Below are 26,495 nucleotides of genomic sequence, written 5' to 3'. Positions count from 1 at the left end.
GACGCGGCGAATGACTGACAAGAAACGAACGAACCCCGCGCTGTTGCCGTCACGGGGTTCGAGAGCGAGTGATGGGGATCGAACCCACGACAGGTACGTTGGGAACGTACTACTCTACCACTGAGTTACACTCGCATCGCAGGCGGCCGAACGATCGTCGCCCGCGCGAGCGTCGATTATGCCATGCAATCGCCTTGGCCGCAACGAAACCTTAGCCGTCGCCGCGGTTTTTAGTGCGTGAATCGGCGTCGGCGAAATCAAGCATCCGAAAAACACCGAAACACGCCGTCGGCATCCACGCCGTCGGCGAATTCTTCAAGGCCCATATTGCCGATGGTGACATTGTTCTCAATGGCTTGAATCGTGCTGGGCAGCGCACGAAACATCACGAACTTTGTCGGCGGCAAACCCTCGTCATTTGCCTCTTCGTCCCACACGAGTGCGGAACCCAGGACCAAGACCGGGTGCTCCGGATCGCTCAAGCAGAGTCGGTCGACCACAAACAAAAGCTCGTCATCTGCAAGCTCTGCGAGAATTGCTTCCGGCTCCTTATCTCGCCAATATTCATCGCTCACAAGGCGAACATTGGCATAGAAATTGTCCGCGGTTTGCGGCGAGGTAATCATCTGGCAAACTTCTTCCCAAGCAGATGGATTCGAGAAGTCTGTGCGAATCACCCACGGATCGTCGTTGTGGTTCATGCTGCTGTCCTTCAAGCTGCTCACTCGCCCCCATCAATGGTCGCCTGCGCACGATACACACCAAGCGGCGTGTGATCGGCGACGAAGCGCACGGAGGCGTCGCAGTTGGCAAACTGCACACCCGCGGGATGCCTGCTGCGGAAGCCATTGTGCCCGGTCCAGTCATCATCGGCGTAAGGCGTACCATCGGGCCGCTTGGCATTCGGCGGCAAGGCAGCGGTGGCGTTCGCTTCCACCGGATGAGCCCACGAAAAGCCGAGCCCCGGACCGGTCGAGTTGGCCCGCTTCTCGTTCCAGATATCTTCGCCAGCCAGATACGTATTGCTGGTGCCGTCTTTGATGGCTGCAGTGCTCTTGGGAATCTGCCAATCCATGGGATAGAACACGCCGTCCCCTTTCCACCAAGGTTCGCAATCGCCGCCGATGGAACTGCCGTTCGCCCAATCGCCCCAACAGAAGTTCGCCCCTTGCACACCCTTGTAGTTCGTCAGCCCGGTGCGCAGCGGGCGCAAGTAGCGGGTCTGCTCGTTGTAGACCTTGATCCGTCCCAACTCATCGCTGGGGCAGAAGAACACAGCTACCGCGGTCTCGATAATCGGCGTCTGATTCAGTTGCCGATTGGGAATGTCGCCCGTGTTGGTGATATTCGCCTGTTCGAGATACGGCAAGATCGAAGCGAGCCAACTCCAGGAACTGCTGTTCTCGTAAGGGCCGCCGAAGGCCATGTGATCGTCGTAATCGCCGTAGCGATTGATGGGCAACTTGCGATTCGAGTCTTCGAACAGGTGTACCGCGATGCCGATCTGGCGCAGATGGTTCGCGCACTTGGTTCGCCGCGCTGCTTCGCGGGCCGACTGCACGGCTGGCAACAGCAGCGCCACGAGCACACCGATGATGGCAATCACCACCAGCAACTCCACCAGGGTGAAAGCGCGACGAACAACAGGATAGGGCGACATAACGGCTCGCTTCCCAAACTACTTGGCCGCTTGCGTCAGCTGCAGGTCATACGCCCCGGCAGCCGCGACGCGATCGACTTCGAACGACAGGGGAGAAGAGTGGGCATTATTGTAACGCTGGGGAATCAGCGATTTCGGCAACCCGGGATGCACCTTGCTCATATCGACCGTCGGCTCGGTTGCGAACACTACCACGCGATACTTGCCTGGCGGGGCACCCGCCTTGCTCGCGGTGTAGATGCGATAGTTCCCTTGCGCATCGATGAGCCCCGTAGGCTGGTGCAACGTCCCATTTCCATCACCGGCCCGCAGCGAGACAACTCCCGTCGTAAGCGGCGCTTCGTCCAATCGCACCGTCCCGCTTACATCCAGCAGCACTTCGCTACTGCCACAGCCAATCGCGCAGACCATCGCGCAGGCAAGAAGTGTCCACGCACCACTCCAGCGCCGCGCGCTGGGTGGACGATCGAAGCAGACCAGATTTCGGCCGGCGAAACGCACAGCTGCGGTCTCACGGCGACAGAGATGAGAAGCGACAAGACAAGCCTCGCCCCAATTTACTCGCCCGGCGACTGCTGACACCAGCCGAACCGGCCACGGATTTCCGCATTCACCCCCTCCCAGAAAATATGAGAAGATGGCAACACATCCCTGACCTCTCCTGGAGATCTCACCATGGCCTCGCTCTCCCGCCGCGACTTGCTTCGTTCCACTACTGGTGCCCTCGCACTCGGTTCCGCTGCGAGTTGGCAGGCCGCCGCGCACGCGGACGAGAAGCCCCTCGATGCAGATTTCAAAGTGAAAAACGGCCGCATTCGCCAATCGGTCATGGGCTGGTGTTTTAACCCCATGCCCGCCGTAGAACTGGCCAAACATTGCCGTGAGATCGGCCTCGTCGGTATCGAAGGCATCGGCGCCGAGCACTACCCGGCCGTACGCAAACTCGGGCTGCAGATTTCGCTCGTCGGCAGCCATGGTTTCGCCAAGGGACCGTTCAATCGCGACAATCACGAGTTCTGCTTGAATAAACTGCGCACCGGCATCGATCTGGCCGTCGCCAACGAATGCGAAAACGTGATCACCTTCACCGGCATGCGCGAAAAGGGCATTTCCGACCAGCAGGGAACCAAGAACTGCCTCGAGCTTTGGAAACAGGTCATTGGCTACGCCGAAGAGAAAAAGGTGAACCTTTGCCTCGAACATCTCAACTCGCGCGACAGCAGCCATCCGATGAAGGGGCACCCCGGCTACTTTGGGGACGATGTCGACTTCTGCGTCGACCTCATCAAGCAAATGGACTCTCCGCGCATGAAGTTGCTGTTCGACATTTATCACGTGCAGATCATGAACGGGGATGTCATCCGCCGCCTGCGTCAATACAAAGATGTGATCAGCCATATTCATACCGCCGGCAACCCGGGTCGCTGCGAACTCGACAACAAACAAGAAATCAACTACCCCGCCGTGATGCAGGCCATCCTCGACATCGATTTCCAAGGCTTCGTCGCCCAGGAATTCATCCCCACCTGGACCGACAAAATCGCCGCCCTTCGTCACGCCGCCCAAGTCTGCGACGTCTAGCTCCGCAGTGGACGCCCCCGGCAGTCGGAAGTCAGAAGTCAGAAGTCAGAAGTCGGAAGTGGTGCATGGTGCATTCAGGACATAGGTAACAGATTTGGTTCAGGACATAGGTGGCGCGGGCTGGGGTGAGCGACTGTGTTTGAAATCAAGTGTTGGTGACGGGTTGCCAGGGTTGTTTTTGTCGGACGATGGCGTTGAGGATGGTGAGTAGTTTACGCATGCAGGCGACCATGGCGACCTTGAAGGGTTTGCCGGCTTGCCGGAGTTTTTGGTAATGGGGCCGGATGACATCGTTGCATCGTGCAGCAGAGAGGGTCGCCATGTAGAGTGCGCGGCGAACGACCTTTCTACCGCCTCGAATGACACGTTGTCCGCGGAACTGTCCACTATCGCAGTTCATAGGAGCGACTCCCACGAGTGCGGCGGTTTGTTGTCGCGAGCATTCGCCGAGCTCTGGCAGATCGAGGACGAGGATGCGAGCGGTTTGCGGTCCGATGCCGGGGACGCTTTGCAGGAGCTCGACTTTCTCTTGCCAGGCGGGTGTATTTCGAATCTGGTCGTCGATTTCGTCATCGATCCGTTGGAGTCGTTTCTCGATGAACTCGAGAGAGGACTTGAGATCTTTGATGATGCGGGTGGTTGTGGCCTGATGGAGGCGATTGGTTTCCATGGTCCGCATTTCGATGAGCTGAGCCCGGCGGGTAAGCAGATCACGGAGGTTTTGGGCATGTTCATCGGGGATTTTACGCAGGGGAGGCTGAATGACCTGTCCGAAACGAGCGAGGACTTGAGCATCGATCTTGTCGGTCTTGGCCAGGAGTCCGAGGGCCTTGGCGAAGTCCCGCACCTGCCTCGGATTGGCGACGACGACGGGCAAGTCGGCAGCGACGAGCGTGCTGACGACGAGTCGTTCGTAGCCGCCACTGGCTTCGAGGACGATTCGTTCGACGTTGAGCTCACGGAGCTTTTGACAGAGGGCCTGGCACCCTTGGGAGGTGTTAGGGACGCGTTCGTGCGTCCCTTGGAGGAGATGGACATCGAGCCAATCTTTGGAGACATCGATACCGACGGAGAGCATCATTCTCGCACCCATCCTTGCAGATACAGGCTCGCGGTTAGCGGCCCTAGCGACTGTTCGGGTCAACGGAATGGTGCCGACCGGTTTCTTGCTCACCCGCGGCCTCGTAGGCCTAGGGGCGGACGAACTCGCGGTCGGCCGTCGGGCATCGCTTCGTTCGCTGCGCTCACTCCGCGATGCCCGACGAGTAGACTTTATAGACACTGAACTTCCCCTTGTAAAAACATACAAGGTGGTGGTGTCGGTGGAGCACCGGGAAGAACATGCGGGGGGCAGTGAGGAGACCAGCGAGCAGGCAGGAGTCGATGGCTCGCCTGCGATGGAGGGCCCTGGTGTGCGACGACCGCTGAATCGGAAGGAACGGAAGGCGAGACAGGCGATGTTGGAGAAGAAGATGAGGAAGGCGAAGTAGAAAGAAGGGCGGCAGGGGAGCGGCGCAAGCAACCGCGAGGGGAAGAGGCAGGGAGCAGGACCGGCTAAAGCCGGAACTCCAACGGGGAAGGAGGCCGGCAGGGGAGCCGGCGCGAGCACCAGCTATTGCAAAAGCCAATGAACCCCCGCCGCCGGGGCGGGGGCGTGGTGAGTGTCGTGCGCAGAGACACATGCGCAGAGGCAGTGGTGCTGGAGTACGAGAGGCTACTTGCCTTTGGGCTTGGGGCGCGAGAGGAAGCTGAGCCAGCTGGCGTTTTTGCCACCGGCGGCAGCTAAGGCGGGATCGCCTTCTTTGGCCTTGTCGTCTTGGTTGAGCGTATCAGCCAGGGTGATGAAGGCTTGCGTGATACCAGCCTTGGGTGCCTGCTCGATGAGCGGAACGCCGTTGTTGCGGACTTCGACCATGGTCTTGTAATCGTTTGGCAGTTGCCAAAAGATTTCGCGACCCATGGTCTCCTGAGCTTTCTTCAAGCTGATTTCGCCGCTGCCAAGGCCAACGCGGTTGACGATGATCTTGACTTTGTCTTTGAGGTTTTCGGTTTCGCCGAACGACATCATCAGGCGGACGACGTTGCGCAAGCAGGGCAAGTCGAGCTGCGTGATGAGCAGAATGTCTTTAGCACTCTTGAGCGCCACGAAGTCGAGTTCGCTGTAGCTTTTCGACAGGTCGAGGATCAGGTGCGTGAAGGTTGCCTTAAGCAGACCGAGCACGCGAGTGAGATCGTCGGGCGTGACGAGCGATGAGTCTTGCAACTGCACGGGCCGAGGCAACAGGTAGAGCCCCGAGCTGTGCTTGGTGAGTGAGCGTTTGAGCAGGCTGAAGTCGAGGCGCGAGATGTTCTGCGCGACATCGACGAGCGTGTAGTCGGGAATGGCGTCGAGGAAGACGTCGGCGTCGCCCAGGGCCATATCGAGATCGACGAGGACCACGCTGTTGCGCGGTTCGGCGGCGAGGACGCAGGCAAGGTTGACCGCGGCGGACGTGGTTCCCACGCCACCGGTCGCTCCGGCGACAGCGATGACATGGCAGCTGCGGGAACTGCCGCTACCACCACCAAATTTTTGACTGCTGATGCGATCGACGGCCGAGACCAGATCTTCGACCCGCACAGGCTGGGTGAGAAATTCTTTGGCTCCGGCGCGGACGGCTCGCAGAATGACCTGGCCATCGTTGGACGAGCTGACCACCAGAATGGCGCATTCGCTGCTGGTGTCGCGCAGGGTCTCGACGAGCTTCAGCCCCTTATCGGAGTTGCTGTCGATGCAGACGATGCCGATATCGGGCTTGGTCTGGGTGACGACGTCGGCGAAGAATTCGTAGCGTGAGCATTCCGCTTCTAGCCATACGATATCGAGCCCCAGCAACATGTTCTTCAGCGCAGTGCGCGAAGCATCGCTAGGATCGACAATCGCAATTCGAAGCACGTTGCTCATTGCTACTAGACCAGCCCTGACGGGGACAAAGGCGGACCACATCTCGGGAGGTTACGACGAGAGACAACTCTCGCCACAAACGATCCCTGTATGTAAATAGGTCGGAAAACGCGGGCAGGCGTATGAGCGACGGTGAGATTTTTACACGGACTACGGTAACCGCGAGGCATCCAGGCGACGGCATGTCATACCGCCGCCCGGTAGATTCATCGTGTTACTTCAAATCGTCATAACCGAGCGGACCGATCAGTGCCGGCTTCGCCTGTTGCGAAGGCTTTTGCTGAGTGGTGGTCGCTTGGGCGGTGCGAACCGGCGGAGCCTGATTCGAACCGGCATAGTACGAGTAGTTGCCTCCGCTGGATTGCGGCGAAGTCGATTGCAGGGCGGTTTTGACGCCTGTGCCGGTGGCAACGGGTTGCGTGGCTGTGCTGTAAGCCGGTTGCTGTTGGCGAGCTGACTGAGCACCATAAGGAGCACTGAAGCCAGGCTGCAGCGGTTCGGCGGCTCCGGGAGTATTCGGGGCACCGGCAGGGCCGCAGTTGCCACCTTCGCAGTTCTTTTTGGGCACTTCCAGGTAGCCACGATAGTACAGCTCGGTATCGGTCGGGCTGACGGTCGTCTGGCCGGGACCACAAGGAGGCACTTCGTTCGGATCCATGGCTTCGGCGAATTCGGGCGTGACGAGAATCACGAGTTCGACTTCGTTCTGGCGTTCTTGCACGCGGCGGAAAGGAGCACCGAACCACGGCACATCCGAAATCCACGGAATACCACGGTTCTGGGCTTCGATGCGGTTGTACACCAAACCGGCGATCGCCAGGGTTTGACCGGCTCGCATTTCGACACCGACGTCCGCCCGGCGTTGACGGAAGCCAGGGATGTTGGTGCCGTTCAGGTTGACCGACAAACTTTGATCGAGCTCGGTGATTTGCGGGCGGACTTCGAGTCGCACCAGGCCATTGCCCAGCACGATCGGTACGAAATCGACCTGCGTGCCGAACTCGCGGTACTGAATGGTGACCGTACCCAAGCTTTGGGGCACGAGAATCGGAACTTCACCACCGACGTTAAAGCTGGCAGGTCGGCCGTTGAGAGTGGTGAGGGTTGGTTCGGCCAGCAACTTGGCCATATCGTTTTGACGCAAAGCTTCGAGGAAGCCGTAGAAGGCATTGTTGCCATCGACGATGCCGAAGCGGACGGTGGAAGGACCACCGGTTGCCTGGCCGACGCCGCTGAGCAAGCCGCTCACGCCTTGGGAGACGAAGTCGGCGCCGTTGATGTTGGCCCAGTCGAACCCGAGCGTGCGGAGCTTGGTGCGAGAGACTTCCATGATTTTGACATGGAGCAGCACCTTCTGCACGCCGCCGACCGTGAGGTTGTTCACGATCTGGGGAAAGTAGTCTTGCGCGATGCGCGTGATTTGCGGCACCATCTCGGCCCGCGGCACAAAGCCGGTGACAAAGAGGCTGCTATTGAGCGGCCGGAGGCGAATGTTGGCCTCGGGGAACTCGGTCTTCAGGATCAGGTCGAGTTCCTGGACGTCGCCGAGAATGACAAGGTCGATCGAGGTGACCTTCCCTTTGTCATCCCAGACGTTGACTTGGGTCACGCCAGCGCGGACGGCAGAAACCTGCACGCTGCGGGGCGAGATGGGAATCACTCGTACGAGGTCGGGGTTATTCACCAGCATCTTGGGAACGTCGAATTCGAATTCGAGGATCCGGCTGGTGTTGACCGTCATTTCGAGTCGTTCAGCGGCGCCTTGCACCTTGAACTTTACCCCCGGTGCAGACACCGGTTCTTGGGCACAGAGCGAGGCGGGCGGAACGAGGATCGCACCCGCGGTCAGTACCGCGCAGGCAATAAGGGCATATGCAGCCCGCAGCCATGATTTTGCCATCCGTGTGCTTCCTTGCAGTAACAGTTTATGGGTCTCGTCCGTGCGATCCTTGCTCGTGGGCCAGTCAGCCGTGACTAGCTTAGCGAGCTTGTTCGGTCATCCAGACCGGCCGTCGCTCCAGCAAATAGCTGGGGCGATGGTTGACTCCCGCACCAGCAGCGGGAGCCGGTGGGGGAGAGGAGGTCGGGCCGGCAACACCGGCCGTAAATACTGTGCTTTCTTGTGGCATACCGGCTCGGTCTTGCCATTGATATTGCTTCACTTCGCTGTTGGTGTAGATGTGCATCGTGTGGCCAGGATCGGTTTCGACGGGCACTTCACCCATGTTCTTGCTGGCCTTGGCAACTGCGTCCATGCCTTTGCTCAGCATGTCGAGGAAGCCGGGACCGGCGGGGGCAACAGGAGCGGCAGCGACCGGGGTCTCTACTGGTTCTTCAGCCGTTTCGTCTGGCTTGCCTTTGAGAATGTCGGCGAGCGGAGTGACGTTGTCGCCTTTGTCGTCGCCCGTTTCGTTGGGGTGACGCAAGGCAAGCGTGACGCGACCGATCTGCAGGGCGCCGGTCAGGTCTCGCATTTGTTCGGGTGTTACCAGCAACGAGACGGTACGGAACGCCGCTTCTTGACCCTTGGGATCAATCACCTTCTCGGTATTCGAGCCGACGGCAAAGACGCGGACGGCCTTCATGATCGTGTAGACGCCCGAGGCGTTGATCTCTTCGCCGCGCTTGACGTACAGGTTGATGTCGACGCGGTCACCGGGCGAGATGCCCTTCATGACGGTGTCTTCTTCAACCTTCACGGGCATGGCACGAAAGCCAGGCGGAATGAGGGGAGCGACAGCGCCTACCTGGTCGGTGATCTTGTCGATCAAAATCGGTTCACCTTTGATGAACCGCTGACGGGCAAATTTGTCTTTTAGTTCTTCGAGATTGCGGACGGCACCTTCGGGCATCTTGACCTTTGGCCAAGGCTCGAGTTTGACGTTTTGCGCATCGAACGAAGAGTTGATATCGATGTCTTTGAGGGTGACGAGGATATCTTCCATTTCGACGCCACCACTGCCAGCGTTCGCCCGGCCACGTTCCATGACTTGGCTAATGCCGATCGAAGCAACCAGGCCGCAGCCCAGGGCGATGAAAATCAAAATCAGCGACTTCATCCGCATCGAACGGTTCCTACTGAGCAATTGGCCCTGCGTTACCCGGTTCCAACCAAGCAACGCGCCGAACTAGAAAGCCTCAGACTTTACCTAACCCATCCCAGGGTCGGTTCGGTCGCTTACTGGACTGTTTCCCGACGCATGGTCGTGGTTGCAGTCATACTTTTTCCCCCAAGGTACATTGGCGATGGTAGCCAGCTGACTTGATTGAAAGGCACGGTCACCGTAACACTGACAGGATCGCCAAATTTGGCATTACTGGGTGGATTCGGACTAACCGTTACTTTGTCTGCTGTGATGGTGATGCTTCCACTAGCCATCGCGTTTCTGGCAGCAGTCTGAACGGCCGTGGTTGTCGAGCCATCCAAAACCGCGACCCGGGCTCCCTCGCGTGCCGCGTTGGTGACGATCTGTTGGACCATCACCATCCGGCCGTATTCGATCATGCCGAATACGAGCAAGAAGAACACGGGTGCTACCACAGCGAATTCGACGGCCGCTGCTCCCCGTCGTTGTTTTCGGAATAACCGGCAGGGTTTAACAAGTTTCCGAACTAGTAGCGACAAAGTCTGCGTGGTGAGCATAGTCAACCCTTTCGTCAAATCTTTCCTGCCTTACCTGCTCCATGCTGGCTAGATCAACAGACCCGCCAGGAGGAAGTAGACAATCGTCCCGATAGTGATAGGAATGCCGTACGGCAGCAACATCATGGTTGGCTTACGTTTAGCAGCGATCTGTGCAAGCTGCTCTGGATTTCGGATCACCATGATCTCGTTGAGGATCATAAAAAACTGATCCTTGTGCTTCTTCCATTCCCCGCGAATCAGGACCATGGCGACGGCGAGAACCGCACCCACGATGACGGCGATGGCGAAAGAATAGAGGAGCTGTGATGCGTAGATCCACGCACCGATGCCTGCTAGCAGTTTCACGTCGCCAGCACCCATCCCGCCAATTGCGTAGGCAGGCAGCAACAGGAGCAGGCCGAGGACCGTGCCACCCAGGCTCCAGGCGAGGCCTTCCCAACCGAAGGCGACCCCGCTGTACACCCAGCCGCTGAGGATGAAGGGGAAGGTAACCCAGTTGGGCACTTTCAGTTCAAAGCCGTCGATGACCGCGGCCAGAATCAGAACCACCGTGACCAGCCACACTGTCCAGTGCTGGGCCATGACTTCGCCCAGCGCGGCAAACGTATCGAGCATCTTACGAATCTCCAAAAACAAGTCCGCTCCCCGGCGGCTTGCCGAGGCTTGATTGAATTGCGTGCCGTGTGCTGCCGCCTGGTCCTATCACCAGAGGTAGCGACTACAGCGCCTATGACCGCAGGGCCAACAACCAGCTCACGAGAGCGGCCGCAGCCGTGAAAACGTAGCACATCATTTCCCAACTGCCGATGAAAACATCAGCAGGAACTACGGGATACATAGGTTGTACTTTTTTCTAAAAATGCGATGATCTTTGTATTAACAACGAGTCGCTGATTGGCCACATTCACGGCAGTTTCGGCTTTGCCGGCAGCCTCGGGCACGAACCGTGGCGAACTGTCCGTGCCGGCGATACTTGGCAGCGAGCGAGATCGAGAGTAGACCTCGCCCCGTGCACAGTGCTTCTGCTTACGAACCGCCACCAGCAGGCAGCTTGTCGGCGACGCTTTGGAACGTGGCGTTCGCGTTGGTGCCGATGGCCTGGATGGCGGTCAAGCAGACGATCACGATGAGGGCCAACATCACGGCGTATTCCACCGCGGTAGGACCATCTTCCGACTTCAGAAACGTTTTGACTTGGGCGAGCAACTTCATGACAAGATCCTTGCAAACGATGAGTAAATCACATCACTGCGGGCGAGCTTCAATCGCGACAGTGGAGAACCCGTAACAGCGATCCTCTACCAAAACTTAGGTTGAAAATCGGAGGAAAGTGGGCAAAATCCTTCAAGCTACGAATTTCGTGGTGTTGCCGGGCCTGCGAGTTGGATCTTTCGATTGGCGCGCGAAAAGACCCCCTCGCTGGATCCCGGGGGATGACAGCGAGGGGGCCCAATATCCAATCGCAACCAGCGAGTGCAACCTCGCCGGAAGAGCGACGCGACTACGAACCGCCGCCAGCGGGCAGTTTGTCGGCGACGCTTTGGAACGTCGCATTCGCGTTCGTGCCGATCGCCTGAATGGCGGTCAAGCAGACGATCACGATGAGGGCCAACATCACGGCGTATTCCACCGCGGTTGGGCCATCTTCAGAAACCAGGAAACGTTGCACTTTCAGAGCGAGATTCTTCATGTGTTCCTTCTCCAGTTCGGCGGTCCGGACGGAACAAGTCCGTCGGAATTCCATCCGACACCTAAAAAAACCGGTGAGTCCCACCCGGTGCGAGCGATACGCCTTGAGGAACGCATCGCCGGCCTGCCTTGGCACCGGGCTTCGACTCAAACATCAACACTGGAAGCTCGCCTCGTCATCGTCTCGATCATTGCCAGGAAAAAATGCGCTGACCGGAATCTAACCGAGCAGCACAGTCCCATCCGTTCGGCAGCCAGGCGACCGGCATCGACCCGCTTCGTGAGAAGCGAGACCACGACGGCCCTTTGCTTTGCGCCCCGGCATTACTACCGGTTTGCCCTTCTCGGGGATGTGAGGCGGCAGGCCCTACCGACAAGTTCCACCGGAGATCTAGCCGACACAGCCGAAGCCGAGCCGGTGCAGACCTGAGTCAGAACTTGCCGGGCAGAAGTCAGCAGCCGTTAAGCCACTGACTCCCTGCACACTTGAAACCTATGTCAGCTTTCCAAGGTGTCAAATTCTGTGCTTGAGAGAATCTTGAGGAGATGCCGCGATTTTTCTCAGTAACGAAGCTGGAGGAGTGTAGGTGATGAGGGCTGTGGCGATTGGCAGGCGTGGGGAGAATGGTGAGGCGGTACAGACGATACAGATGGCGAATTTCGAATGGCTAATTGGGAATTGCCGATTGCAGACGAGGAAAAGGCCGGCGATGCTGTGGCACTCTATAATCAGAAATCAGCAATTCCCAGGTAGCAATCGCTTGCCATGCCTCTCATTCCACTCACCAGCATCGATGATCCACGCGTGACGCCCTATCGGCAGCTGAATCAGACGAATCTCACGCGGGGGAATCAGCTGTTTGTGGCGGAGGGAGATAAGGTCGTCCAGCGATTGATCGAGAGCGAGTACGTCACCGATTCGTTACTGGCGGAACCAGAGTGGGCCGAGAGACTTGAATCGCAAGTGCCGCCGGAGACACCCATTTATGTCGCGACGCGCGAGCTGATGACGGAACTAGTTGGGTTCCGCTTTCACCGCGGCGTGCTGGGGTGCGGTCGTAGAAAACCAGCGCCCGAGTTGAAGTCGATTTTGGCACCAGTCGAGCAAGCGACAACGGTGCTCGTATGTCCGGCGGTGCAAGACCCAACAAATCTCGGCAGTATCATCCGCACCGCAGCCGCGCTGGGTGTCTCGGCAATTCTGCTAGGCAGCGAATGTGCCGATCCGTTCTCGCGCCGCGTACTTCGCGTCTCGATGGGGAGCGTGCTCTTCATTCCCGTGCGTGAATCGCCCGATCTTGTGGCGGACGTCGTCGCACTGCGCGAGCAGCACGGCTTTGAAGTATTGGCAACTGTGCTCGATGAACAAGCAACGCCGCTGAGTCAGGTGCCCGCGCCCAAGCGACTCGCGCTCGTACTGGGCAGTGAAGGGAATGGACTCGATGAGCGCTGGCTCAAACTCTGTCCGCAGCAGATAACATTACCGATGCAGGCTGGCATCGATTCGCTGAACGTGGCAATCGCTGCGGCCGTGTTTTTGTATCACTTCCAGCAGGTGAGATCTTAAGCAGAGCTACAAGGACGGCCCGACTGGGTTAAGTGCCGAAGACCGGTGCATCGATAGCTTGGTCCTGGTTCGCCAGGCGTGACGCCTTCGCGTAAACCAGCAGGGCATACAGCAGGATACCGGGCAAGGCACCAAACATCGAAGCGAACACAATTTCGAAGCGATAGACCTCGGTTCGTGCAAACAGGTACATTGCCAGAGCCATCATCGCACCCAGGCCGGCAATGGGACCGCAAAGCAAAGCGAAGCGTTTGAATCCCCAGCGCGGATAATACAGGGCGAGCGAAAAGATGCCGCCGAAAAAGGCCAGCGACCAGCGGAAGAAGGTACCCACCCAACTCATCAGCGACGGACCGTCGTTGGCCGCTGGTCCGTAGTGCGAATGCCGATGGCTCACGCCGAAGGACCGCGGACCCGGTCCAAAGGCTCGGCTGGGCGGTCCGTCCAAGGGATGCATCGCCGCGAAGCCCACCGGCCCGTGAGGCTGCGGCGGCGAATCTTCACTCTGCCAGAAAACGACCGAAGGCAAGGTTGCCGTCACGAAGAACAGCACCATCGCCAACGTCTTCCGAAACCCGCGCGGATAGAGCGAATCTCCCACACTCTCTGTCGCCGCGTACCCTGTCGATCCGTAACCTGTCGATTCATAACCCATCGTGCACCCCCAAGTCGAATCGGGCCGACGTGTTGACCTCGCACTGCAGCCAAGTGTTCGCTGCTCGTTCCCAATTCTTGGCAAGATCGCGGGGGCTGTCGACTAGATTTTTGAATTTTCGCCCAACAACGCCCGTATGGCAGTGGAGTGGATTGGCGACTGCGGGTGATTCCAAGCTTTTCTCGCGCAGCGGGGACGATTACACTGGCCGGCTATCTGCTCTGTTTTTGCCCACCGAAAACTTTCCTCTCTCCGGAGCATCTGCTGATGCCACTGCTGTTGAAATCGGTCTTCAAGTTGAGTTTCGCTTTACTGCTGCTGGGCGTGACTTTCGCGCCGACTTGGGCTGCCGACGCCAAGCTGAAAGCGCTGATCGTCGATGGTCAGAACAATCACGGCAATTGGCCGCAGACGACCAAGATGATGAAGTCGTACCTGGAGAAGTCCGGGCTCTTCACCGTCGACGTGGCGACGACCGCGCCGAAGGGAACCGACCCTAGTTTTAAGCCTGAGTTCAAAAAGTACGATGTGGTAGTCTCGAACTACAACGGTGCCGACTGGCCGGAGGAAACCAAGACTTCATTCATCGACTTCGTGAAAGGTGGCGGCGGCTTGGTGATTGTGCATGCCGCGAACAATTCGTTCGGCAACTGGCGCGAGTACAACGAGATGATCGGCATCGGAGGCTGGGGAGGCCGCAACGAGAAGAGCGGGCCCTATGTCTATCTCGACGATGCCGGCAAAGTGGTGCGCGACACTTCGCCCGGCGGCGGCGGTCATCACGGCCCGCAGCATCCGTTTCAGATCATTGTCCGCGATGCCGAGCATCCCATCACCAAGGGACTGCCGCGCGAGTGGATGCACATGAACGACGAACTGTACGACAAGCTCCGCGGCCCGGGCGAGAACATGCAAGTCCTCGCTACAGCCTTCGCCGATCCGAAGAAGGGTGGCAGCGGACGTCACGAGCCGATGCTGCTCACGCTCGAATACGGCAAGGGAAAGATCTTCCACACGCCCATGGGTCACGGCAACGACTCGCAAGAATGCGTCGGCTTCATCACCACGTTGCAACGCGGTGCCGAATGGGCAGCCACCGGCAAGGTAACCGTTCCCGTCCCGGAAGACTTTCCCACTGCTGACAAAACCAGCCAGCGGAAGTTTGAAGCCAAGTAAACGCAGAAGTAAGAATGCAGAACGCAGAATGAACGACAATTAGTTCATTTTCCTGTTTGCAGTTCGTTCTGCATTCTGCGTTCTACATTCTGCATTTCCACTCCGCTCACCAACTGTTTGAAAGTAAGCCCCTCCATGCTCCGCACCGCATTTACGTTCGCTTTTCTGTTGATTCTTCCTCTCACCGCCTCGGCAGCGGGCGTTGTCTACGAAGGGACCGAAGGACCGGGCAAAGGGAAGCACATTGTGCTCGTCGCCGGCGACGAAGAATATCGCAGCGAAGAAGCCCTGCCTCAGCTGGGACAGATTCTGGCCAAGCATCACGGCTTCAAATGCACGGTCCTCTTTCCCATTGCCGAAGATGGCACGATTAATCCCGACGTCAGCAACATTCCGGGGCTCGAAGCACTCGACTCCGCTGACCTGATGATCGTCGGTCTGCGATTTCGCGACCTGCCCGATGAACAAATGAAGCACATGGCCGACTACATCGAATCGGGCAAGCCAATCATCGGCCTGCGGACTTCGACGCATGCCTTCAACATCAAGAAGGGCAAGACGTACGAAAAGTATTCGTGGGGCTACGGCGGTAGCGAATACCCAAAAGGCTTTGGCAAGCAAGTCTTGGGCGAAACGTGGGTGAATCACCACGGCAAGCACGGCAGTCAGGCCACGCGCGGCATCTTTGCCAAGGGGCAAGAGTCGCATCCGATTTTGAAGGGAATTGCCGATGGTGCGATCTTTGGCCCCACCGACGTCTACACCGTCAACCTGCCACTTCCCGGCGATAGCACCCCGCTGGTGCTTGGGCAGGTCGTCGATGGCATGAAGGAAGAAGACAAGGCACTCGAAGGGGCGAAGAACGATCCCATGATGCCCGTTGCCTGGACCAAGACCTATGAAACCAGCAGCGGCAAGAAGGCCCGTGTCTTCACCACCACGATGGGCGCCTCGCAAGACTTGCTCAACGAAGCAGTGCGACGGATGATCGTCAACGCCAGCTTCTGGGCGCTCGCCATGGAAGAGAAACTTCCCGCCAAAGCCACCGTCGACCTCGTCGGCGACTACAAGCCCAGCCGCTTCAGCTTCAAGGGTTATGTCAAAGGCGTGAAGCCGGAAGATCACGCGTGGAAGAAGTAGAAGACCCGCATGAGGCGGCCAGCTGACATGAACCATCTCGCTTGCTTGCTCGCGGCTGTCCTTGTCTTCGCTGCTTCGCTTGCTCACGCACAGCCTGCGTCAATCAATTTCGATCAGGCTCGTGCGCACTATGAGTTTGGTCAAAAGCAGCTGCGCGACAACGACTTGAAGGGAGCTGTTGAATCGTTTACGCAAGCGATTGATCTGCAACCTGGCTTTCTGGAAGCCTATGAAACGCGTGCGCAAGCTTTCCGTCGTCTGGAAAAACTGGCGACGACGGTGGAAGAGCGCGACATTGCCGCGATGGGATACATCAGCGACGAGCATCATTTGACACTGCAGCGGAGTCGCAAGGTTGTTTCGAAAGAACTGAGCGAAGTGATTGGCAAGCGATCCTTGGCAATCGCAGTCATCATTGCCACCGTCAGCGCGATCCTGCTTTATCTGCGCTGGCTCCGTCAACGATCTGCTAGCGAAGAAACGCCGCTGAAGGAATTACCGTTGGAAGTGCAGCGGCGCGAACTGCAGGCACTAGCGCAGCTTGGCGGCATTGGCGAGTACGAAACGGGCTTGAAGTACTGCCCGCAATGCGCACGGGAGTTGAGTACGCTCACGCGCGTCTGTCCCCGCTGCAGCCATCGATTCGCGGTTTGAGGTTTGTCGGCTGCTTCCCTGGTACGCCCGGCGCCATTGCTCTGGTCCGTTCGTACCGAAATTGCCATGATGTGGGCCGCAGAACCGCTCCAAACGCTCGTGTTTCCTGGGCTGGTTGGCCGCGATGGGCTTGGTCCTCGCTCCCATCCTTCGCGAGCAAAGTAGAGTAACGCAACACGTTTGCAGACACGAACAACGCCGCACCAAAACAGGGCAGAGCCGATGACACCAGTAACCGCCGTGGTCCTTGCCGCAGGGATGGGCACCCGCATGAAGTCGGACCTGCCGAAGGTTCTGTGCCCCGTCCTGGGCCGGCCGATGATCGAATACGTTCTTGACTCGCTGGAGGCCGCCGGCGTGCAGCGCATCATCGCCGTCATTGGTTACCGAGCCGACGACGTGCGACAGGCTCTCGTCGGGCGAAAGAATGTCGAATATGTCCTGCAGACCGAACGCTTGGGCACCGGCCACGCCGTGAAGATGGCCCGCGAAAACTTGCAAGGAGTGACCGGCCCCGTCGTGATCGTCGCTGGCGACTCGCCCATGCTGCAAAGCAAGTCAGTGAAGACGCTCCTCGACTACTTTGGCGAACACCAACCAGCTTGCCTGCTCGGCACACTGCACAAAGACAATCCGCAAGGGCTCGGTCGGATCGTGCGCGATGCCAGCGGCAGTTTCTACGGCATCGTCGAAGAGAAGGATGCCAGCGATGAGCAACGCAAGATCACCGAGGTGAACATGAGCACCTATGTCTTCGATGCTCCCGAATTGCTTCACGCTCTCGACTTGCTCAAGAATGAGAACCGGCAAAAAGAGTATTACCTCACTGATTGCCCCGGCATCTTGCTGCACGAAGGCAAACGGGTCGAAGCCATCGCCGTTCTGGACCCCTGCGAATCTCTCAGCATCAACACGCCCGAAGAACTGCAGTCCGTCGAACAGCAAATGCTGAAGATGAAATCGTAAGGCTCATTCTGCGGACAGCGGCGAGGGAGTGAAGGTGCCACCATTCATCGTGGCTCTCACCGTCAACTTCGTCGTCTCTGGCGTTGGCAGGTCGAAGAGAAAAAGATTCGCCGGACAGCCGACGTCGAGGCGGTGATTGGTGACGCCGATCAGTTCGGCAGGTTGCGTGGTGGCCATGTCGATGGCAGTAGTCAGGCTCACCGCAGCGTAGCGCATCACTTGCGCGACGCAGGTATCGAGCAGCAGTGAAGCGCCGGCGAGAATATCTCGCTGACCAGCGACGACCAGCTTGCCGCTTTCGAGTACTTCCAGGTTTCCTAAGCCAGTGGCGTAAGTACCTGGCGGCATGCCTCCCATCGAAGTGACATCGCTGACGAGCACACAGCGGTGCGAACCTTTGGCGCGGATCATTGATTTGACGACTGCCGGGGGCAAGTGATGACCGTCGACAATCAGGCTGGCCACTAGACTGTCATTCGCCAATTGATCCCAGATGTAATTCGGGTGACGCTTGATCTGTGGGTGAGCGCCATTTCCCAGATGCGTGCTCATGCGAGCGCCGGCATCGACGGCAGCGGCAATCTGGTCGCTCGTCGCATTGGTGTGGCCGATGGCAATCAGCACACCAGCTTTCGCGGCGGCACGAATCAGCGGAATGGCTTCGTCGTACTCAGGCGAGATCGTTAGCAGCTTGATCTTGCCGCGAGCGGCAGCTTGCAGCCGGTTCCATTCGTCCAGCGATGGTACGCGCACGTGCTGCTTGGGATGGGCTCCGCGGGGGCCATCCAGCGGGGAGATCCACGGGCCTTCGCAATGAAAACCGGGAATGCGGGCGGCGATCTCGGGTACTTCGTCGATGGCGCGAGCCATCACGGCGAACGAATTCGCGAGCACCTCGAAGCTGTCGGTGGTGCAGGTGGCCAGAAAGCTGGTGCAGCCACAAGCGTCCATGGCGAGGGCGACTTCGCGGACCTTATCGGCGGTTAATTGCGGGTCGTTGAACTCTCGACCGGCGTAGCCATTAATCTGCAAATCGACAAAGCCCGGGGCCACCAGGGGCAATGACTGCTCCACGGTCGAGTTGGGGGGAACTTGCCGGGCGGGAATAATACTGTGGATCAAGCCGCGCTCGATGGCCATTTCGACAGGGCGAAGGGTATCGTATCGGCGGGCAACGATGGTCGGCATAGCGGTTTCCGCGGTGAGATAACGCTGGGGAATCCCCGGTACAGGTTCCCCAGACTCGCATAGCGTTGAAACGCTGGCTGCGCCATAATAGCGACATGCGGGGACCGCTGCACGGTGCGGCATTTGCCGTCCTTGAATTTTGGAGCTATCGCCATGCGAAGTATTTCACTCGTTGCTTTGACCACCATGTTGTTTCTCGCGCCCGCGATTTCGTTCGCGGCCAACGAAGGGCAGGAAGATCTCGACAAGGCCATCGATCTGCAACTGAATGTGCAGTCGCTCGCCGACCTGGAAAAGGTCGCCAGCCTGCTCGAGAGTTCCCTCACCAAGGGGCTCGAAAAGGACAATTCCGAATTTGCCAAGCAACTGCTGGCAGCCACGCTCTTTCAGCATGCCAAGCGGTTGAGTGCGGCCATTTTCGAACAAACGCCCCCCAGCCCGCGCTGGCCCTTTATCCGCAAGATTGCCCTCGGCGATCTGGAGAAGGCCAAAAAGCACGACCCTAAGCTTCCCGATCTCTACCTGCTCTTCGCCAAGTTGCAGCTGCTGCCCGATGGCGATGAAAAGGCCGCGGCCGAAGCGGTCGACGAGGCGGTGAAGTTGCTCAAGGCTAAGGACGACACCAAGGCTTACGCCGACGCGCTCGTGCTGCGGGCCCAAATGACCGACGACATGGACGCGAAGTTCGCCGACTTTGATGCCGCCGTAAAGGCCGACCCGCGCAACACCAGCGCCCTGCAAGCTCGGGCGTTGATGTACCTGGAAAAGGGCGAAAACGAAAAGGCGACCGCCGATCTGCAAGCCGCCGTTGAACTGCAAAAAGACAATCCTCAAGTCATCGCCGCGCTGGCCGAAGTGATGACCAACCTGAAAAAATACGACGAAGCGCTCAAGCTGTGCGACCAAGTCATCAAGCTGAAGCCAAAAGAAACCCTCGGCTATAGCTTGCGGGCTCGAATTCACGTCATGAAGGACGATCTGAAGGCTGGCATCGAAGACCTGAATGAAGCCCTGAAGATCAACAGCGAAGACATTCCCGCCCTGCTGATGCGCAGCAGTCTGCTCGCCGCCGATGGCAAGGCCGATGCCGCCAAGGCTGACGTCGAGAAGGCCATGCGTCTGCGCCCCGATGTTCCTCAAGTGATCTTGATGAACAGCCGGCTCGCGGCTCAACAAGGCAAGTTCGGCGAAGCGATTCGCGACGTCCAAACCCTGCTCCGTTCCGATCCGAAGAATGCAGAGTATCGCCTGCAGCTTGCCCTTTACCTGCAAGGTGACAAGCGCCCACGCCGGGCCATCGAAGTGCTCAATGGCCTGCACGACGACGATCCAAAAGATGCCGACATCCTGCGCACCCGCGGCGATGCCCTCCTAAGCATCAATAAACATGCTGAAGCGATCGCCGACTACGAAGCTGCGTTGAAGCTCGATCCGGAAGATACCGGCGTGCTGAACAATCTGGCCTGGGTCCTGGCCACCTCGGAAACGGAGAGTGTGCGGGATGCCAAGCGGTCGATTGAACTCGCCACCAAGGCTTGCGAACTCACTAAGTACGAAAAGCCCCACATTCTCAGCACGCTCGCCTCGGGCTATGCCGAGAAGGGCGATTTCGAAACGGCCGTTAAATGGTCGACCAAGGCTGTCGAAGCGGGCGAAGGGGAAGTGAAAGACCAGCTGAAGAAGGAACTGGAAAGCTACAAAGAAAAGAAGCCGTGGCGCGAAGCGCAAAACGTCGAAGAGAATACGAAGCCTCTCGATCAGTCATCAAACGACCTGGAGACTTAGTGCATGTCGGGCGGAAATCCTGCGGTGCTCGATCCCGCGGCCTCGGCCAAAACGAGCACCGCCCCTGTTGAAGGAAACCTCGAAGAGCGAGTGCGCTCGCTGAGGCTTTCTTCCATTCCGCAAGGAAGCGATTGGTTTCGTTCGCTCGTGCTGTTGGTCGTCGGCGCGGGCTTTCTCGGCATTCTGTTCTATCTGGTGCTGGAAACGCTGCGTGCCAACAAAGAGACCGCGTCGCCCGCTGATGTTGCGACTGCCGCGCCAGACGGAAACTCGGGAGATGCTTCCAGCGGTGGGTCTGCTGCTACCAACAATGCTTCGCCTGGTGCTGCCGCGCCTGTCGGACGCGCGGGTACTACGGCGCTTGAGTCTCAAGGGTATATCATCCCCGCGCATCAGATTCTGGTCAGTCCGCAGGTGAGCGGGCGGATTATCGAACTGCACATCGAAGAAGGCCGCCGCGTCAACAAAGGTGAGATTCTCGCCAAGCTGGAGAGCACCGAGTATCAAGCGGACTACGATCGAGCGAAGTCGTCGGTTCGTGCTGCCAGCGAACGACTCAAGGAGCTAGAGAACGGTTATCTGCCCGAAGAGAAGGCACGTGCGAAGGCAGAACTCGGCGAGTCGCAAGCTCAGCTGTCGCAACTTCGTTCGCAGTGGGAGCGAAACACGGAACTGCACAAAACCAACGCCATTACCCAGCAAGAAATGGAGCAGTCCGAGAGCGCCTACCGCGCGATGGAACAGCGAATTGTTAAGCTCAACGAGTCTTACAAACTCATCATGCGCGGCGTGCGCGAAGAGCAAATCGAAAACGTCCGCGCACTAATGGATCAGGCCAAGGCCGAATTAACCAAAGCCGAGTGGCGCCTCGGCAATTGCGTCATCAAAGCCCCGATCAGCGGTACGATTTTGAAGAAGAACGCTGAAGAAGGAAACATCGTCAACCCGATCGCCTTCAATGGTTCGTTCAGCTTGTGCGATATGGCCGACCTCTCGGATCTGGAAGTCGACCTCAACGTGCAAGAGCGAGACATCTCTACCGTCTTCAAGGGGCAGAAGTGCAAGGTACGGTCGCTGGCCTACCCCGATCGCATTTACGAAGGGTACGTCTCCCGGCTGATGCCGATTGCCGATCGCGCCAAAGGGGCCGTTCCGGTGCGCGTGAAACTCTCGATTCCCGCCGAAGAAGAGGGTGTGTACCTGAAGCCAGAGATGGCAGCGACGGTCACGTTCTTGAAACCGGAGCCGAAAGCGGAAACGAATTCGGAAACGAAACCTGAGACAAAGCCTGAGCCGGAAGCATAAGCGCCCGGAGAGTACCCGCTCACAACCCACCCTGCAGCCAGTCAAGTATCTATCTCCCTGAGAACTCTTCCCGATGAAGTCTGGTCCGGCGATTGTCAGCGTGCAGGGTGTCCACAAGTATTTCACGCGCGGCAGCGAACGCGTTGACGTGCTCAATGGTTTGAATCTGGATGTCGCGCAGGGAGACTTCCTGGCGCTCATGGGCCCCAGCGGTTCCGGCAAAACGACGCTGCTGAATCTGATCGCCGGGCTCGATACGCCCAGCGAAGGCCAGGTTTGGGTCGGCGGCAATTGCATCTCGTCACTGTCGGAAGGGCAACTCGCGCAGTGGCGCACGAGGCACGTCGGCTTTGTGTTTCAGTTTTATCACCTGCTGCCGGTGCTGACGGCTTACGAAAACATTGAACTGCCGCTGCTCCTCTTGCCGCTTAGCGCCGCGGCGCGTCGCCAGCAAGTTCGCACGGCGCTAGAACTGGTGGGTTTGCACAACCGCGAGAATCATCGCCCGGGGCAACTCTCCGGCGGTCAGCAACAACGCGTTGGCATTGCCCGCGCCATCGTGACCGATCCCACGCTGCTCGTTGCAGACGAACCGACAGGCGATCTCGACGCCAAATCGGCCGACGAGATTCTCGGCCTGCTCCAAGTGCTGCAAAGCGCCCTCAACAAGACCATCATCATGGTCACGCACGACCCGCGCGCCGCCGAACGGGCTTCGCACGTTCAGCGACTCGACAAAGGCCGCCTCGTCGTCGATGGTGCCGAGGTAATCGAACACTAGACGAAGGTGCTTTCGCATTTTCGCCCGCTCGCTTACCGCGTGATATATATTGCCGAGGTTGCTGCCGGTAATTTTACGGGCAGGCGATCTTCCTCCTGGCTACGGTGCATTGATGGTCACCTCTCTCCGCTTGGTTTGTGTGGCGATGATTTGCCTGGCAATTCCCTCGTTCTCACTCGCGCAGGAACCGGCCAGCTTCGATCAGTTTTTCGAGAAGGACCAGATTGTTCACTTACTCAAGCCGACCGATTCGGAGTTTGTAACCGCCACGATTCTCAAACGCGAAGAGCGGCAGCAACTCATCGACGCCCGCTCGCTCACGGTCGCCGAAATGCTGGAGAAGTATCCGCAACTGCAGGCCCAAATGGATGCAGCCACCAAGGCGGTGGCCGAAAATCAGAAAAAAGATGGGCAAGATCGCGAGAGCAGCAAGCTGACCCCGCGCCTCTACTCCTCGCTTTCGCCTCAACTCACCTATCGAGTCATCGCCGCGAAACCTGATTACTTGCTGGTCGAGAGCTTCGGCACACCCGCTCAGCGGCATGTGTACGCGATGCACAACATCCGCCGAATTAACTGGTTCTCGGGCCTGACCGTGCAGATGATAGGCAGGGAGAGACTGTTTGGTTCGCCGTAGCGAGAGCTTTAACCTGTAAGCAGGAACTACCGCCGAAAGAAATTCTCGCTCAGCACTTCGCCGTCGCTCATTTGCACGAGTCGGCGGAGGTCGTTGCGATCGATGGTCGCGGGGAGCGTATGCACGCTGCCATCGCAGAATGCTGTGATAAATTGCTTGCGTGATTCATCGAGCAATCCCTTGGCGGGATCTTTGGGGTTGAATTCCCAATCGGCAGGCTGTGTCCAAATCACCGCGTTCTCGGGTGCCAAGTCCACCACCATGATGGTGTTGCTGGTGCCGTCGACGATCTCGCGAAACTGCGCTCCCTTCGTACCGCCAAACACGGCCTTCTCACCGACAGGCACGACGTAAACCGTCTTGCCCTCCTTCGCGAGCGCCGGGTGAGCCGGCGCGACAAAGACCCTGGGAATCTCGCTGATCAGCTTGCGATTGTGCTCGCTGTCCCAAGGTTCGTCGTGATGAAACTTGTTGTACAGTTCCAGCTGTTCGACATAGGGAAGGATCTGCACTCGCCACGAGAGTAGCGGCTTGCCATCCTTGCTAGAGCTACCTGCAGCGGGAAAGCGGCTATGCGTATCGTGAAAGTTGTGCATCGCCAAGGCGATCAGCTTCAGGTTGTTCACCGAGCGAGTGCGCATACTGGCTTCACTTACGAGGCTGAAGGGGCCAGCCTTCAATTGCTGAAGTAGCAAGTCGACTTCGTTTCCTTCGATGGCCAGTTCCAACTTGTCGCTCTTGACGGTGGGTGTCAGGCGAATGGCCAGTTCCGCGAATTTGGGCATGGTCTTCTTCATCTCCGAAATCTCGCCGAGCAGGTTGAAGCCCGCGAGAATTCGGGGACGCAAGTTCTCGGCACTCGACTGGTTCTTCGATTGAATGGTCAGCTTGAGCGAGGTTCGCGGCGGCGCATCAATGGCCACGCTGGCCCATTGCAACGAGTCGAGCAGGTCTTGCCCTTCACCGCCGCCAAGCTCGGCTGGCAATTTACCGAGCATTTCGCGCACCACCCGCTGCGCATCGGTAGGAATCGCCAAGGCGATTTGCACTGCAGTGTCGCCGTTGTTTGCCATCGCCGTCGCGAGATCCGGTCGTGCTACAGCTTTCAAGGTGCGCAGGCGATCCATCGTCGATTCATTCGCGTACACCAGCACATTATGCAAGCGTTCCAGTTTCGCCATGCCGATCAGGCCGGACTTTTGCAGATGACTGGTGATCAGTGCTTCGTTAGCACCGGGCCTGAGTGTGAGCAGAATTGGCGGCTCGGGAATATCAGCCAGGCTGAGCACGACGAAGATTTCCTGGCCGCCGTACTCGGCCAGCGTCGCTAAAAATCCCTTGAATCGATCGATAGCCGCTTCCAATTCTTGCGGGGGCACTGGCTCTGGCGCAAAGGCAACAGCAAGCTTAGCCGTCGCCGCAATATCGATCTTGGCAGGATCGATGCGGACGATGGCCAAAGTTTGCGCGTCGACGAACGGGACAATCGGTTCGAGCTTGCCGGCCTTGTCTTGGGCCGCGCACCAACTGCCCGCCAGTAGCAGCAAACCAAGCACGATTGTCGAGGATAATTTCGAAAGCATGAGAGAAATCCTTATCGCGAGTCAGATGAGAGCGAGTCTATTCGGCAGGAGTACTTAGGGGCGAAGGCGAATCGTGTAGTGCCTTTCCAATCGCTTGGGGCCTTCATCGGGAAGAATCGGAATCACGAGTGTCGCTTCGGCCCCCTTCCGTTGATAAGGAAAAGGCTCGTGCGTGATGGGGTTGGGGAGTGCCGGGACCACCGTGATTTCGCTGAGCGAGTCGGGCAGCTTGCCGGTGACAGCGGCGTGCATGCGAATCGCTTCGATCGCCTGCAGGGCAGCGAGTTGGCGCGGAAGCCGCATTTCTGACCGGCTGACGCTCGAGACAGCGGGAACCAGAAGTTGAGCCAATTGAAAACCAGCAAACAGACTCGACCTACGGCTGGCCTGCTGCTGTTTTTCGATCTCAGCCGCCAGACGTAAGTTTTCGGGAAACGGCAATAGCGATGCCTTGAAGGCCTGATCGTACGAAGCTCGGGTGGCTCGCGAAATATGAATGGCCACCACTTGAGCGGTCGGCATGGCCTCGAGTTTTTTGGCGTCCATACCTTGGGCAATTAATTCCTCCTTGGCCGTTGGATAGATCTTAGCCAGCATCAGCACTTGGCCAGCCTTCTCCAGCCACGCTTGTCCGCTCGTGGGCGTCGGGCTCTCGCTGGAGAGACTCTTCATGTCTTCGCTCAGTCCTGTGATCCGACGCTTCCACTCTGCCGGTGTGCGTTCGACCGTTTCTGCATCTTTCAGGAACGGGAAGATCTGTTCGCCAAAGCCACGTTCAAAGTCCAGTGCGCGGCGGATGGTGATCAACGGGCGCGGCAAAGCCGCAATTGCCCAGTACAGGTTGGGGGCATCCGGAGCAGCAATCAACTCGGACACTCGCTCGGCCATCACTCCGGCCACGGCGATTCCCACCAGTTGACTAATAAGCAATGGCTGCTCGGCACAGTCGATGCACAACTGAAATCCCCAACGCAATGTTTCCAGGGCTTCGTCGTAGCGCTGCTCCGCAATGGCTAGCCGAATCTTCAAGCTAAGGACGCGGCCCAAGTCACGAATGCCTTGGATTTCATCCATCGGAAAACTAATCGCGTCCATGCCCGATAGATCTTGGAGGCGAAAGTCCCAGGCACAGTGTTCGCAATAGACTGCCCGCCTCACTTCTCGCAGCAGCTTTTCGTTGGGGACGAGCCATTCGCGAATTTCGGCCCGCGTTTTGTCGTCGAGAGGCCTATTCTCCCAATCAGGTTGCCGCTTCGCGTAGAGCTTGTGATGGGCTTCTCCCAGGCTCTTACGCATTAACAGCGCACGGTAATAGAACGTGGCGCCATTTCCTGCGGTTCGTTCCCGCACACCAATTGCCAGGCTGTACTTGAGGGCTGGCCGCGGCTCGCCTGCAGGCGAAAGCGTGAGCGCGATCTGCTCGGGCAGGTTGTTATTGATGGGGGGCTCATCATCGGCTCGCGCGGCAGACGCGGCAGACGCGGCAGACGCGGCGAGTAAGACCCCGCAGAGACAGGTCAAGATCTGGCGAAACATGG

At 58.3% G+C, this 26,495-nt stretch carries 25 protein-coding genes, 1 tRNA gene and 1 riboswitch; of the genes, 10 read left to right on the top strand and 16 right to left on the bottom strand.

Annotation, left to right across the window (positions count from 1 at the left end):
- Positions 1-63: 63 nt before the first annotated feature.
- From NA78x_RS05590 to NA78x_RS05575, 4 genes are all read right to left on the bottom strand, one after another.
- Positions 64-135 (bottom strand) — tRNA-Gly (locus NA78x_RS05590).
- Positions 136-257: 122 nt separating this feature from the next.
- Positions 258-701 carry a DUF6924 domain-containing protein gene (locus NA78x_RS05585; RefSeq protein WP_425617441.1) on the bottom strand — a complete coding sequence of 148 codons (444 nt, stop codon included), beginning with the start codon at positions 699-701 and terminating at the stop codon, positions 258-260.
- A 20-nt stretch (positions 702-721) separates the two neighbouring features.
- Entirely contained in the window at positions 722-1,660 is a 939-nt protein-coding gene (locus tag NA78x_RS05580) for a DUF1559 domain-containing protein (RefSeq protein ID WP_425617440.1), read from the bottom strand.
- An 18-nt stretch (positions 1,661-1,678) separates the two neighbouring features.
- Positions 1,679-2,161, bottom strand: a complete 483-nt coding sequence (locus tag NA78x_RS05575; RefSeq protein WP_425617439.1) for a hypothetical protein — start codon at positions 2,159-2,161, stop codon at positions 1,679-1,681.
- Positions 2,162-2,335: 174 nt separating this feature from the next.
- Here NA78x_RS05575 and NA78x_RS05570 point away from each other — a divergent pair, with 174 nt between their 5' ends.
- A complete protein-coding gene (locus tag NA78x_RS05570; RefSeq protein WP_425617438.1) occupies positions 2,336-3,241 on the top strand; it encodes a TIM barrel protein in 906 nt (301 codons plus the stop codon).
- 145 nt (positions 3,242-3,386) lie between these two features.
- Here NA78x_RS05570 and NA78x_RS05565 read toward each other — a convergent pair whose 3' ends face one another.
- The 8 genes from NA78x_RS05565 to NA78x_RS05530 form a co-directional block, all read right to left on the bottom strand.
- Positions 3,387-4,322 carry an IS110 family transposase gene (locus NA78x_RS05565; RefSeq protein WP_425617437.1) on the bottom strand — a complete coding sequence of 312 codons (936 nt, stop codon included), beginning with the start codon at positions 4,320-4,322 and terminating at the stop codon, positions 3,387-3,389.
- A 633-nt stretch (positions 4,323-4,955) separates the two neighbouring features.
- The gene (locus NA78x_RS05560) at positions 4,956-6,185 is read right to left on the bottom strand and encodes a response regulator (protein WP_425617436.1); all 1,230 of its coding nucleotides are present in this window, start codon (positions 6,183-6,185) and stop codon (positions 4,956-4,958) included.
- Between the two features lie 214 nt (positions 6,186-6,399).
- A complete protein-coding gene (locus tag NA78x_RS05555) occupies positions 6,400-8,085 on the bottom strand; it encodes a pilus assembly protein N-terminal domain-containing protein (protein ID WP_425617435.1) in 1,686 nt (561 codons plus the stop codon).
- A 79-nt stretch (positions 8,086-8,164) separates the two neighbouring features.
- Complete coding sequence (gene cpaB / locus NA78x_RS05550; RefSeq protein ID WP_425617434.1) at positions 8,165-9,250, bottom strand: Flp pilus assembly protein CpaB; 1,086 nt, start codon at positions 9,248-9,250, stop codon at positions 8,165-8,167.
- Positions 9,251-9,363: 113 nt separating this feature from the next.
- Positions 9,364-9,828: a TadE/TadG family type IV pilus assembly protein gene (locus tag NA78x_RS05545; protein ID WP_425617433.1), complete on the bottom strand. Its 465-nt coding sequence runs from the start codon at positions 9,826-9,828 to the stop codon at positions 9,364-9,366.
- A gap of 48 nt (positions 9,829-9,876) precedes the next feature.
- Positions 9,877-10,446 (bottom strand): A24 family peptidase, encoded by a 570-nt coding sequence (locus NA78x_RS05540; RefSeq protein ID WP_425617432.1) that lies wholly within the window; start codon positions 10,444-10,446, stop codon positions 9,877-9,879.
- Positions 10,447-10,857: 411 nt separating this feature from the next.
- Positions 10,858-11,043: a Flp family type IVb pilin gene (locus NA78x_RS05535; RefSeq protein ID WP_425617431.1), complete on the bottom strand. Its 186-nt coding sequence runs from the start codon at positions 11,041-11,043 to the stop codon at positions 10,858-10,860.
- Between the two features lie 289 nt (positions 11,044-11,332).
- Complete coding sequence (locus NA78x_RS05530; protein ID WP_425617430.1) at positions 11,333-11,521, bottom strand: Flp family type IVb pilin; 189 nt, start codon at positions 11,519-11,521, stop codon at positions 11,333-11,335.
- Between the two features lie 245 nt (positions 11,522-11,766).
- Positions 11,767-11,870, bottom strand: a riboswitch (cyclic di-GMP riboswitch).
- A 416-nt stretch (positions 11,871-12,286) separates the two neighbouring features.
- On the opposite strand from NA78x_RS05530, the gene NA78x_RS05525 reads away from it, so the two are divergent.
- Positions 12,287-13,087: a TrmH family RNA methyltransferase gene (locus NA78x_RS05525; RefSeq protein WP_425617429.1), complete on the top strand. Its 801-nt coding sequence runs from the start codon at positions 12,287-12,289 to the stop codon at positions 13,085-13,087.
- Between the two features lie 28 nt (positions 13,088-13,115).
- On the opposite strand, the gene NA78x_RS05520 is transcribed toward NA78x_RS05525, so the two are convergent.
- Positions 13,116-13,742: a hypothetical protein gene (locus NA78x_RS05520; protein WP_425617428.1), complete on the bottom strand. Its 627-nt coding sequence runs from the start codon at positions 13,740-13,742 to the stop codon at positions 13,116-13,118.
- Between the two features lie 267 nt (positions 13,743-14,009).
- Between NA78x_RS05520 and NA78x_RS05515 the strand changes: the two genes are divergently transcribed.
- The 4 genes from NA78x_RS05515 to NA78x_RS05500 all read left to right on the top strand — a co-directional run bounded on the left by NA78x_RS05515 (position 14,010) and on the right by NA78x_RS05500 (position 17,678).
- On the top strand, positions 14,010-14,918 hold the full coding sequence (locus tag NA78x_RS05515) for a ThuA domain-containing protein (RefSeq protein WP_425617427.1): 909 nt from the start codon (positions 14,010-14,012) through the stop codon (positions 14,916-14,918).
- Between the two features lie 135 nt (positions 14,919-15,053).
- The gene (locus NA78x_RS05510) at positions 15,054-16,058 is read left to right on the top strand and encodes a ThuA domain-containing protein (protein WP_425617426.1); all 1,005 of its coding nucleotides are present in this window, start codon (positions 15,054-15,056) and stop codon (positions 16,056-16,058) included.
- Between the two features lie 27 nt (positions 16,059-16,085).
- A complete protein-coding gene (locus tag NA78x_RS05505; RefSeq protein ID WP_425617425.1) occupies positions 16,086-16,712 on the top strand; it encodes a hypothetical protein in 627 nt (208 codons plus the stop codon).
- Positions 16,713-16,934: 222 nt separating this feature from the next.
- Positions 16,935-17,678 (top strand): NTP transferase domain-containing protein, encoded by a 744-nt coding sequence (locus tag NA78x_RS05500; RefSeq protein ID WP_425617424.1) that lies wholly within the window; start codon positions 16,935-16,937, stop codon positions 17,676-17,678.
- A gap of 3 nt (positions 17,679-17,681) precedes the next feature.
- Here NA78x_RS05500 and NA78x_RS05495 read toward each other — a convergent pair whose 3' ends face one another.
- Entirely contained in the window at positions 17,682-18,866 is a 1,185-nt protein-coding gene (locus tag NA78x_RS05495) for an N-acetylglucosamine-6-phosphate deacetylase (RefSeq protein ID WP_425617423.1), read from the bottom strand.
- Positions 18,867-19,019: 153 nt separating this feature from the next.
- On the opposite strand from NA78x_RS05495, the gene NA78x_RS05490 reads away from it, so the two are divergent.
- From NA78x_RS05490 to NA78x_RS05475, 4 genes are all read left to right on the top strand, one after another.
- Complete coding sequence (locus NA78x_RS05490) at positions 19,020-20,651, top strand: tetratricopeptide repeat protein (RefSeq protein WP_425617422.1); 1,632 nt, start codon at positions 19,020-19,022, stop codon at positions 20,649-20,651.
- 3 nt (positions 20,652-20,654) lie between these two features.
- Positions 20,655-21,956 carry an HlyD family secretion protein gene (locus NA78x_RS05485; RefSeq protein WP_425617421.1) on the top strand — a complete coding sequence of 434 codons (1,302 nt, stop codon included), beginning with the start codon at positions 20,655-20,657 and terminating at the stop codon, positions 21,954-21,956.
- Positions 21,957-22,029: 73 nt separating this feature from the next.
- On the top strand, positions 22,030-22,737 hold the full coding sequence (locus tag NA78x_RS05480; protein WP_425617420.1) for an ABC transporter ATP-binding protein: 708 nt from the start codon (positions 22,030-22,032) through the stop codon (positions 22,735-22,737).
- A gap of 112 nt (positions 22,738-22,849) precedes the next feature.
- The gene (locus tag NA78x_RS05475) at positions 22,850-23,374 is read left to right on the top strand and encodes a hypothetical protein (RefSeq protein WP_425617419.1); all 525 of its coding nucleotides are present in this window, start codon (positions 22,850-22,852) and stop codon (positions 23,372-23,374) included.
- A 26-nt stretch (positions 23,375-23,400) separates the two neighbouring features.
- Here NA78x_RS05475 and NA78x_RS05470 read toward each other — a convergent pair whose 3' ends face one another.
- The gene (locus NA78x_RS05470; RefSeq protein WP_425617418.1) at positions 23,401-24,957 is read right to left on the bottom strand and encodes a DUF1559 domain-containing protein; all 1,557 of its coding nucleotides are present in this window, start codon (positions 24,955-24,957) and stop codon (positions 23,401-23,403) included.
- A 54-nt stretch (positions 24,958-25,011) separates the two neighbouring features.
- Positions 25,012-26,493, bottom strand: coding sequence for a hypothetical protein (locus NA78x_RS05465; protein ID WP_425617417.1), 1,482 nt, complete (start codon positions 26,491-26,493; stop codon positions 25,012-25,014).
- Between the last annotated feature and the right edge of the window lie 2 nt (positions 26,494-26,495).

The organism is Anatilimnocola aquadivae (assembly GCF_049819085.1).
GTDB lineage: Bacteria > Planctomycetota > Planctomycetia > Pirellulales > Pirellulaceae > Anatilimnocola.
This window is presented reverse-complemented; position numbering and strand designations above follow the sequence as displayed.

Coding starts and splice junctions, on each gene's coding strand:
- NA78x_RS05560 (WP_425617436.1), bottom strand. CDS start 6,185: ATGAGCAACGTGCTTCGAATTGCGATTGTCGATCCTAGCGATGCTTCG.
- NA78x_RS05465 (WP_425617417.1), bottom strand. CDS start 26,493: ATGTTTCGCCAGATCTTGACCTGTCTCTGCGGGGTCTTACTCGCCGCG.
- NA78x_RS05505 (WP_425617425.1), top strand. CDS start 16,086: ATGAACCATCTCGCTTGCTTGCTCGCGGCTGTCCTTGTCTTCGCTGCT.
- NA78x_RS05475 (WP_425617419.1), top strand. CDS start 22,850: ATGGTCACCTCTCTCCGCTTGGTTTGTGTGGCGATGATTTGCCTGGCA.
- NA78x_RS05525 (WP_425617429.1), top strand. CDS start 12,287: ATGCCTCTCATTCCACTCACCAGCATCGATGATCCACGCGTGACGCCC.
- NA78x_RS05470 (WP_425617418.1), bottom strand. CDS start 24,957: ATGCTTTCGAAATTATCCTCGACAATCGTGCTTGGTTTGCTGCTACTG.
- NA78x_RS05520 (WP_425617428.1), bottom strand. CDS start 13,742: ATGGGTTATGAATCGACAGGTTACGGATCGACAGGGTACGCGGCGACA.
- NA78x_RS05585 (WP_425617441.1), bottom strand. CDS start 701: ATGAACCACAACGACGATCCGTGGGTGATTCGCACAGACTTCTCGAAT.
- NA78x_RS05490 (WP_425617422.1), top strand. CDS start 19,020: ATGCGAAGTATTTCACTCGTTGCTTTGACCACCATGTTGTTTCTCGCG.
- cpaB (WP_425617434.1), bottom strand. CDS start 9,250: ATGCGGATGAAGTCGCTGATTTTGATTTTCATCGCCCTGGGCTGCGGC.
- NA78x_RS05495 (WP_425617423.1), bottom strand. CDS start 18,866: ATGCCGACCATCGTTGCCCGCCGATACGATACCCTTCGCCCTGTCGAA.
- NA78x_RS05510 (WP_425617426.1), top strand. CDS start 15,054: ATGCTCCGCACCGCATTTACGTTCGCTTTTCTGTTGATTCTTCCTCTC.
- NA78x_RS05570 (WP_425617438.1), top strand. CDS start 2,336: ATGGCCTCGCTCTCCCGCCGCGACTTGCTTCGTTCCACTACTGGTGCC.
- NA78x_RS05530 (WP_425617430.1), bottom strand. CDS start 11,521: ATGAAGAATCTCGCTCTGAAAGTGCAACGTTTCCTGGTTTCTGAAGAT.
- NA78x_RS05485 (WP_425617421.1), top strand. CDS start 20,655: ATGTCGGGCGGAAATCCTGCGGTGCTCGATCCCGCGGCCTCGGCCAAA.
- NA78x_RS05545 (WP_425617433.1), bottom strand. CDS start 9,828: ATGCTCACCACGCAGACTTTGTCGCTACTAGTTCGGAAACTTGTTAAA.
- NA78x_RS05500 (WP_425617424.1), top strand. CDS start 16,935: ATGACACCAGTAACCGCCGTGGTCCTTGCCGCAGGGATGGGCACCCGC.
- NA78x_RS05535 (WP_425617431.1), bottom strand. CDS start 11,043: ATGAAGTTGCTCGCCCAAGTCAAAACGTTTCTGAAGTCGGAAGATGGT.
- NA78x_RS05480 (WP_425617420.1), top strand. CDS start 22,030: ATGAAGTCTGGTCCGGCGATTGTCAGCGTGCAGGGTGTCCACAAGTAT.
- NA78x_RS05555 (WP_425617435.1), bottom strand. CDS start 8,085: ATGGCAAAATCATGGCTGCGGGCTGCATATGCCCTTATTGCCTGCGCG.
- NA78x_RS05515 (WP_425617427.1), top strand. CDS start 14,010: ATGCCACTGCTGTTGAAATCGGTCTTCAAGTTGAGTTTCGCTTTACTG.
- NA78x_RS05540 (WP_425617432.1), bottom strand. CDS start 10,446: ATGCTCGATACGTTTGCCGCGCTGGGCGAAGTCATGGCCCAGCACTGG.
- NA78x_RS05580 (WP_425617440.1), bottom strand. CDS start 1,660: ATGTCGCCCTATCCTGTTGTTCGTCGCGCTTTCACCCTGGTGGAGTTG.
- NA78x_RS05565 (WP_425617437.1), bottom strand. CDS start 4,322: ATGATGCTCTCCGTCGGTATCGATGTCTCCAAAGATTGGCTCGATGTC.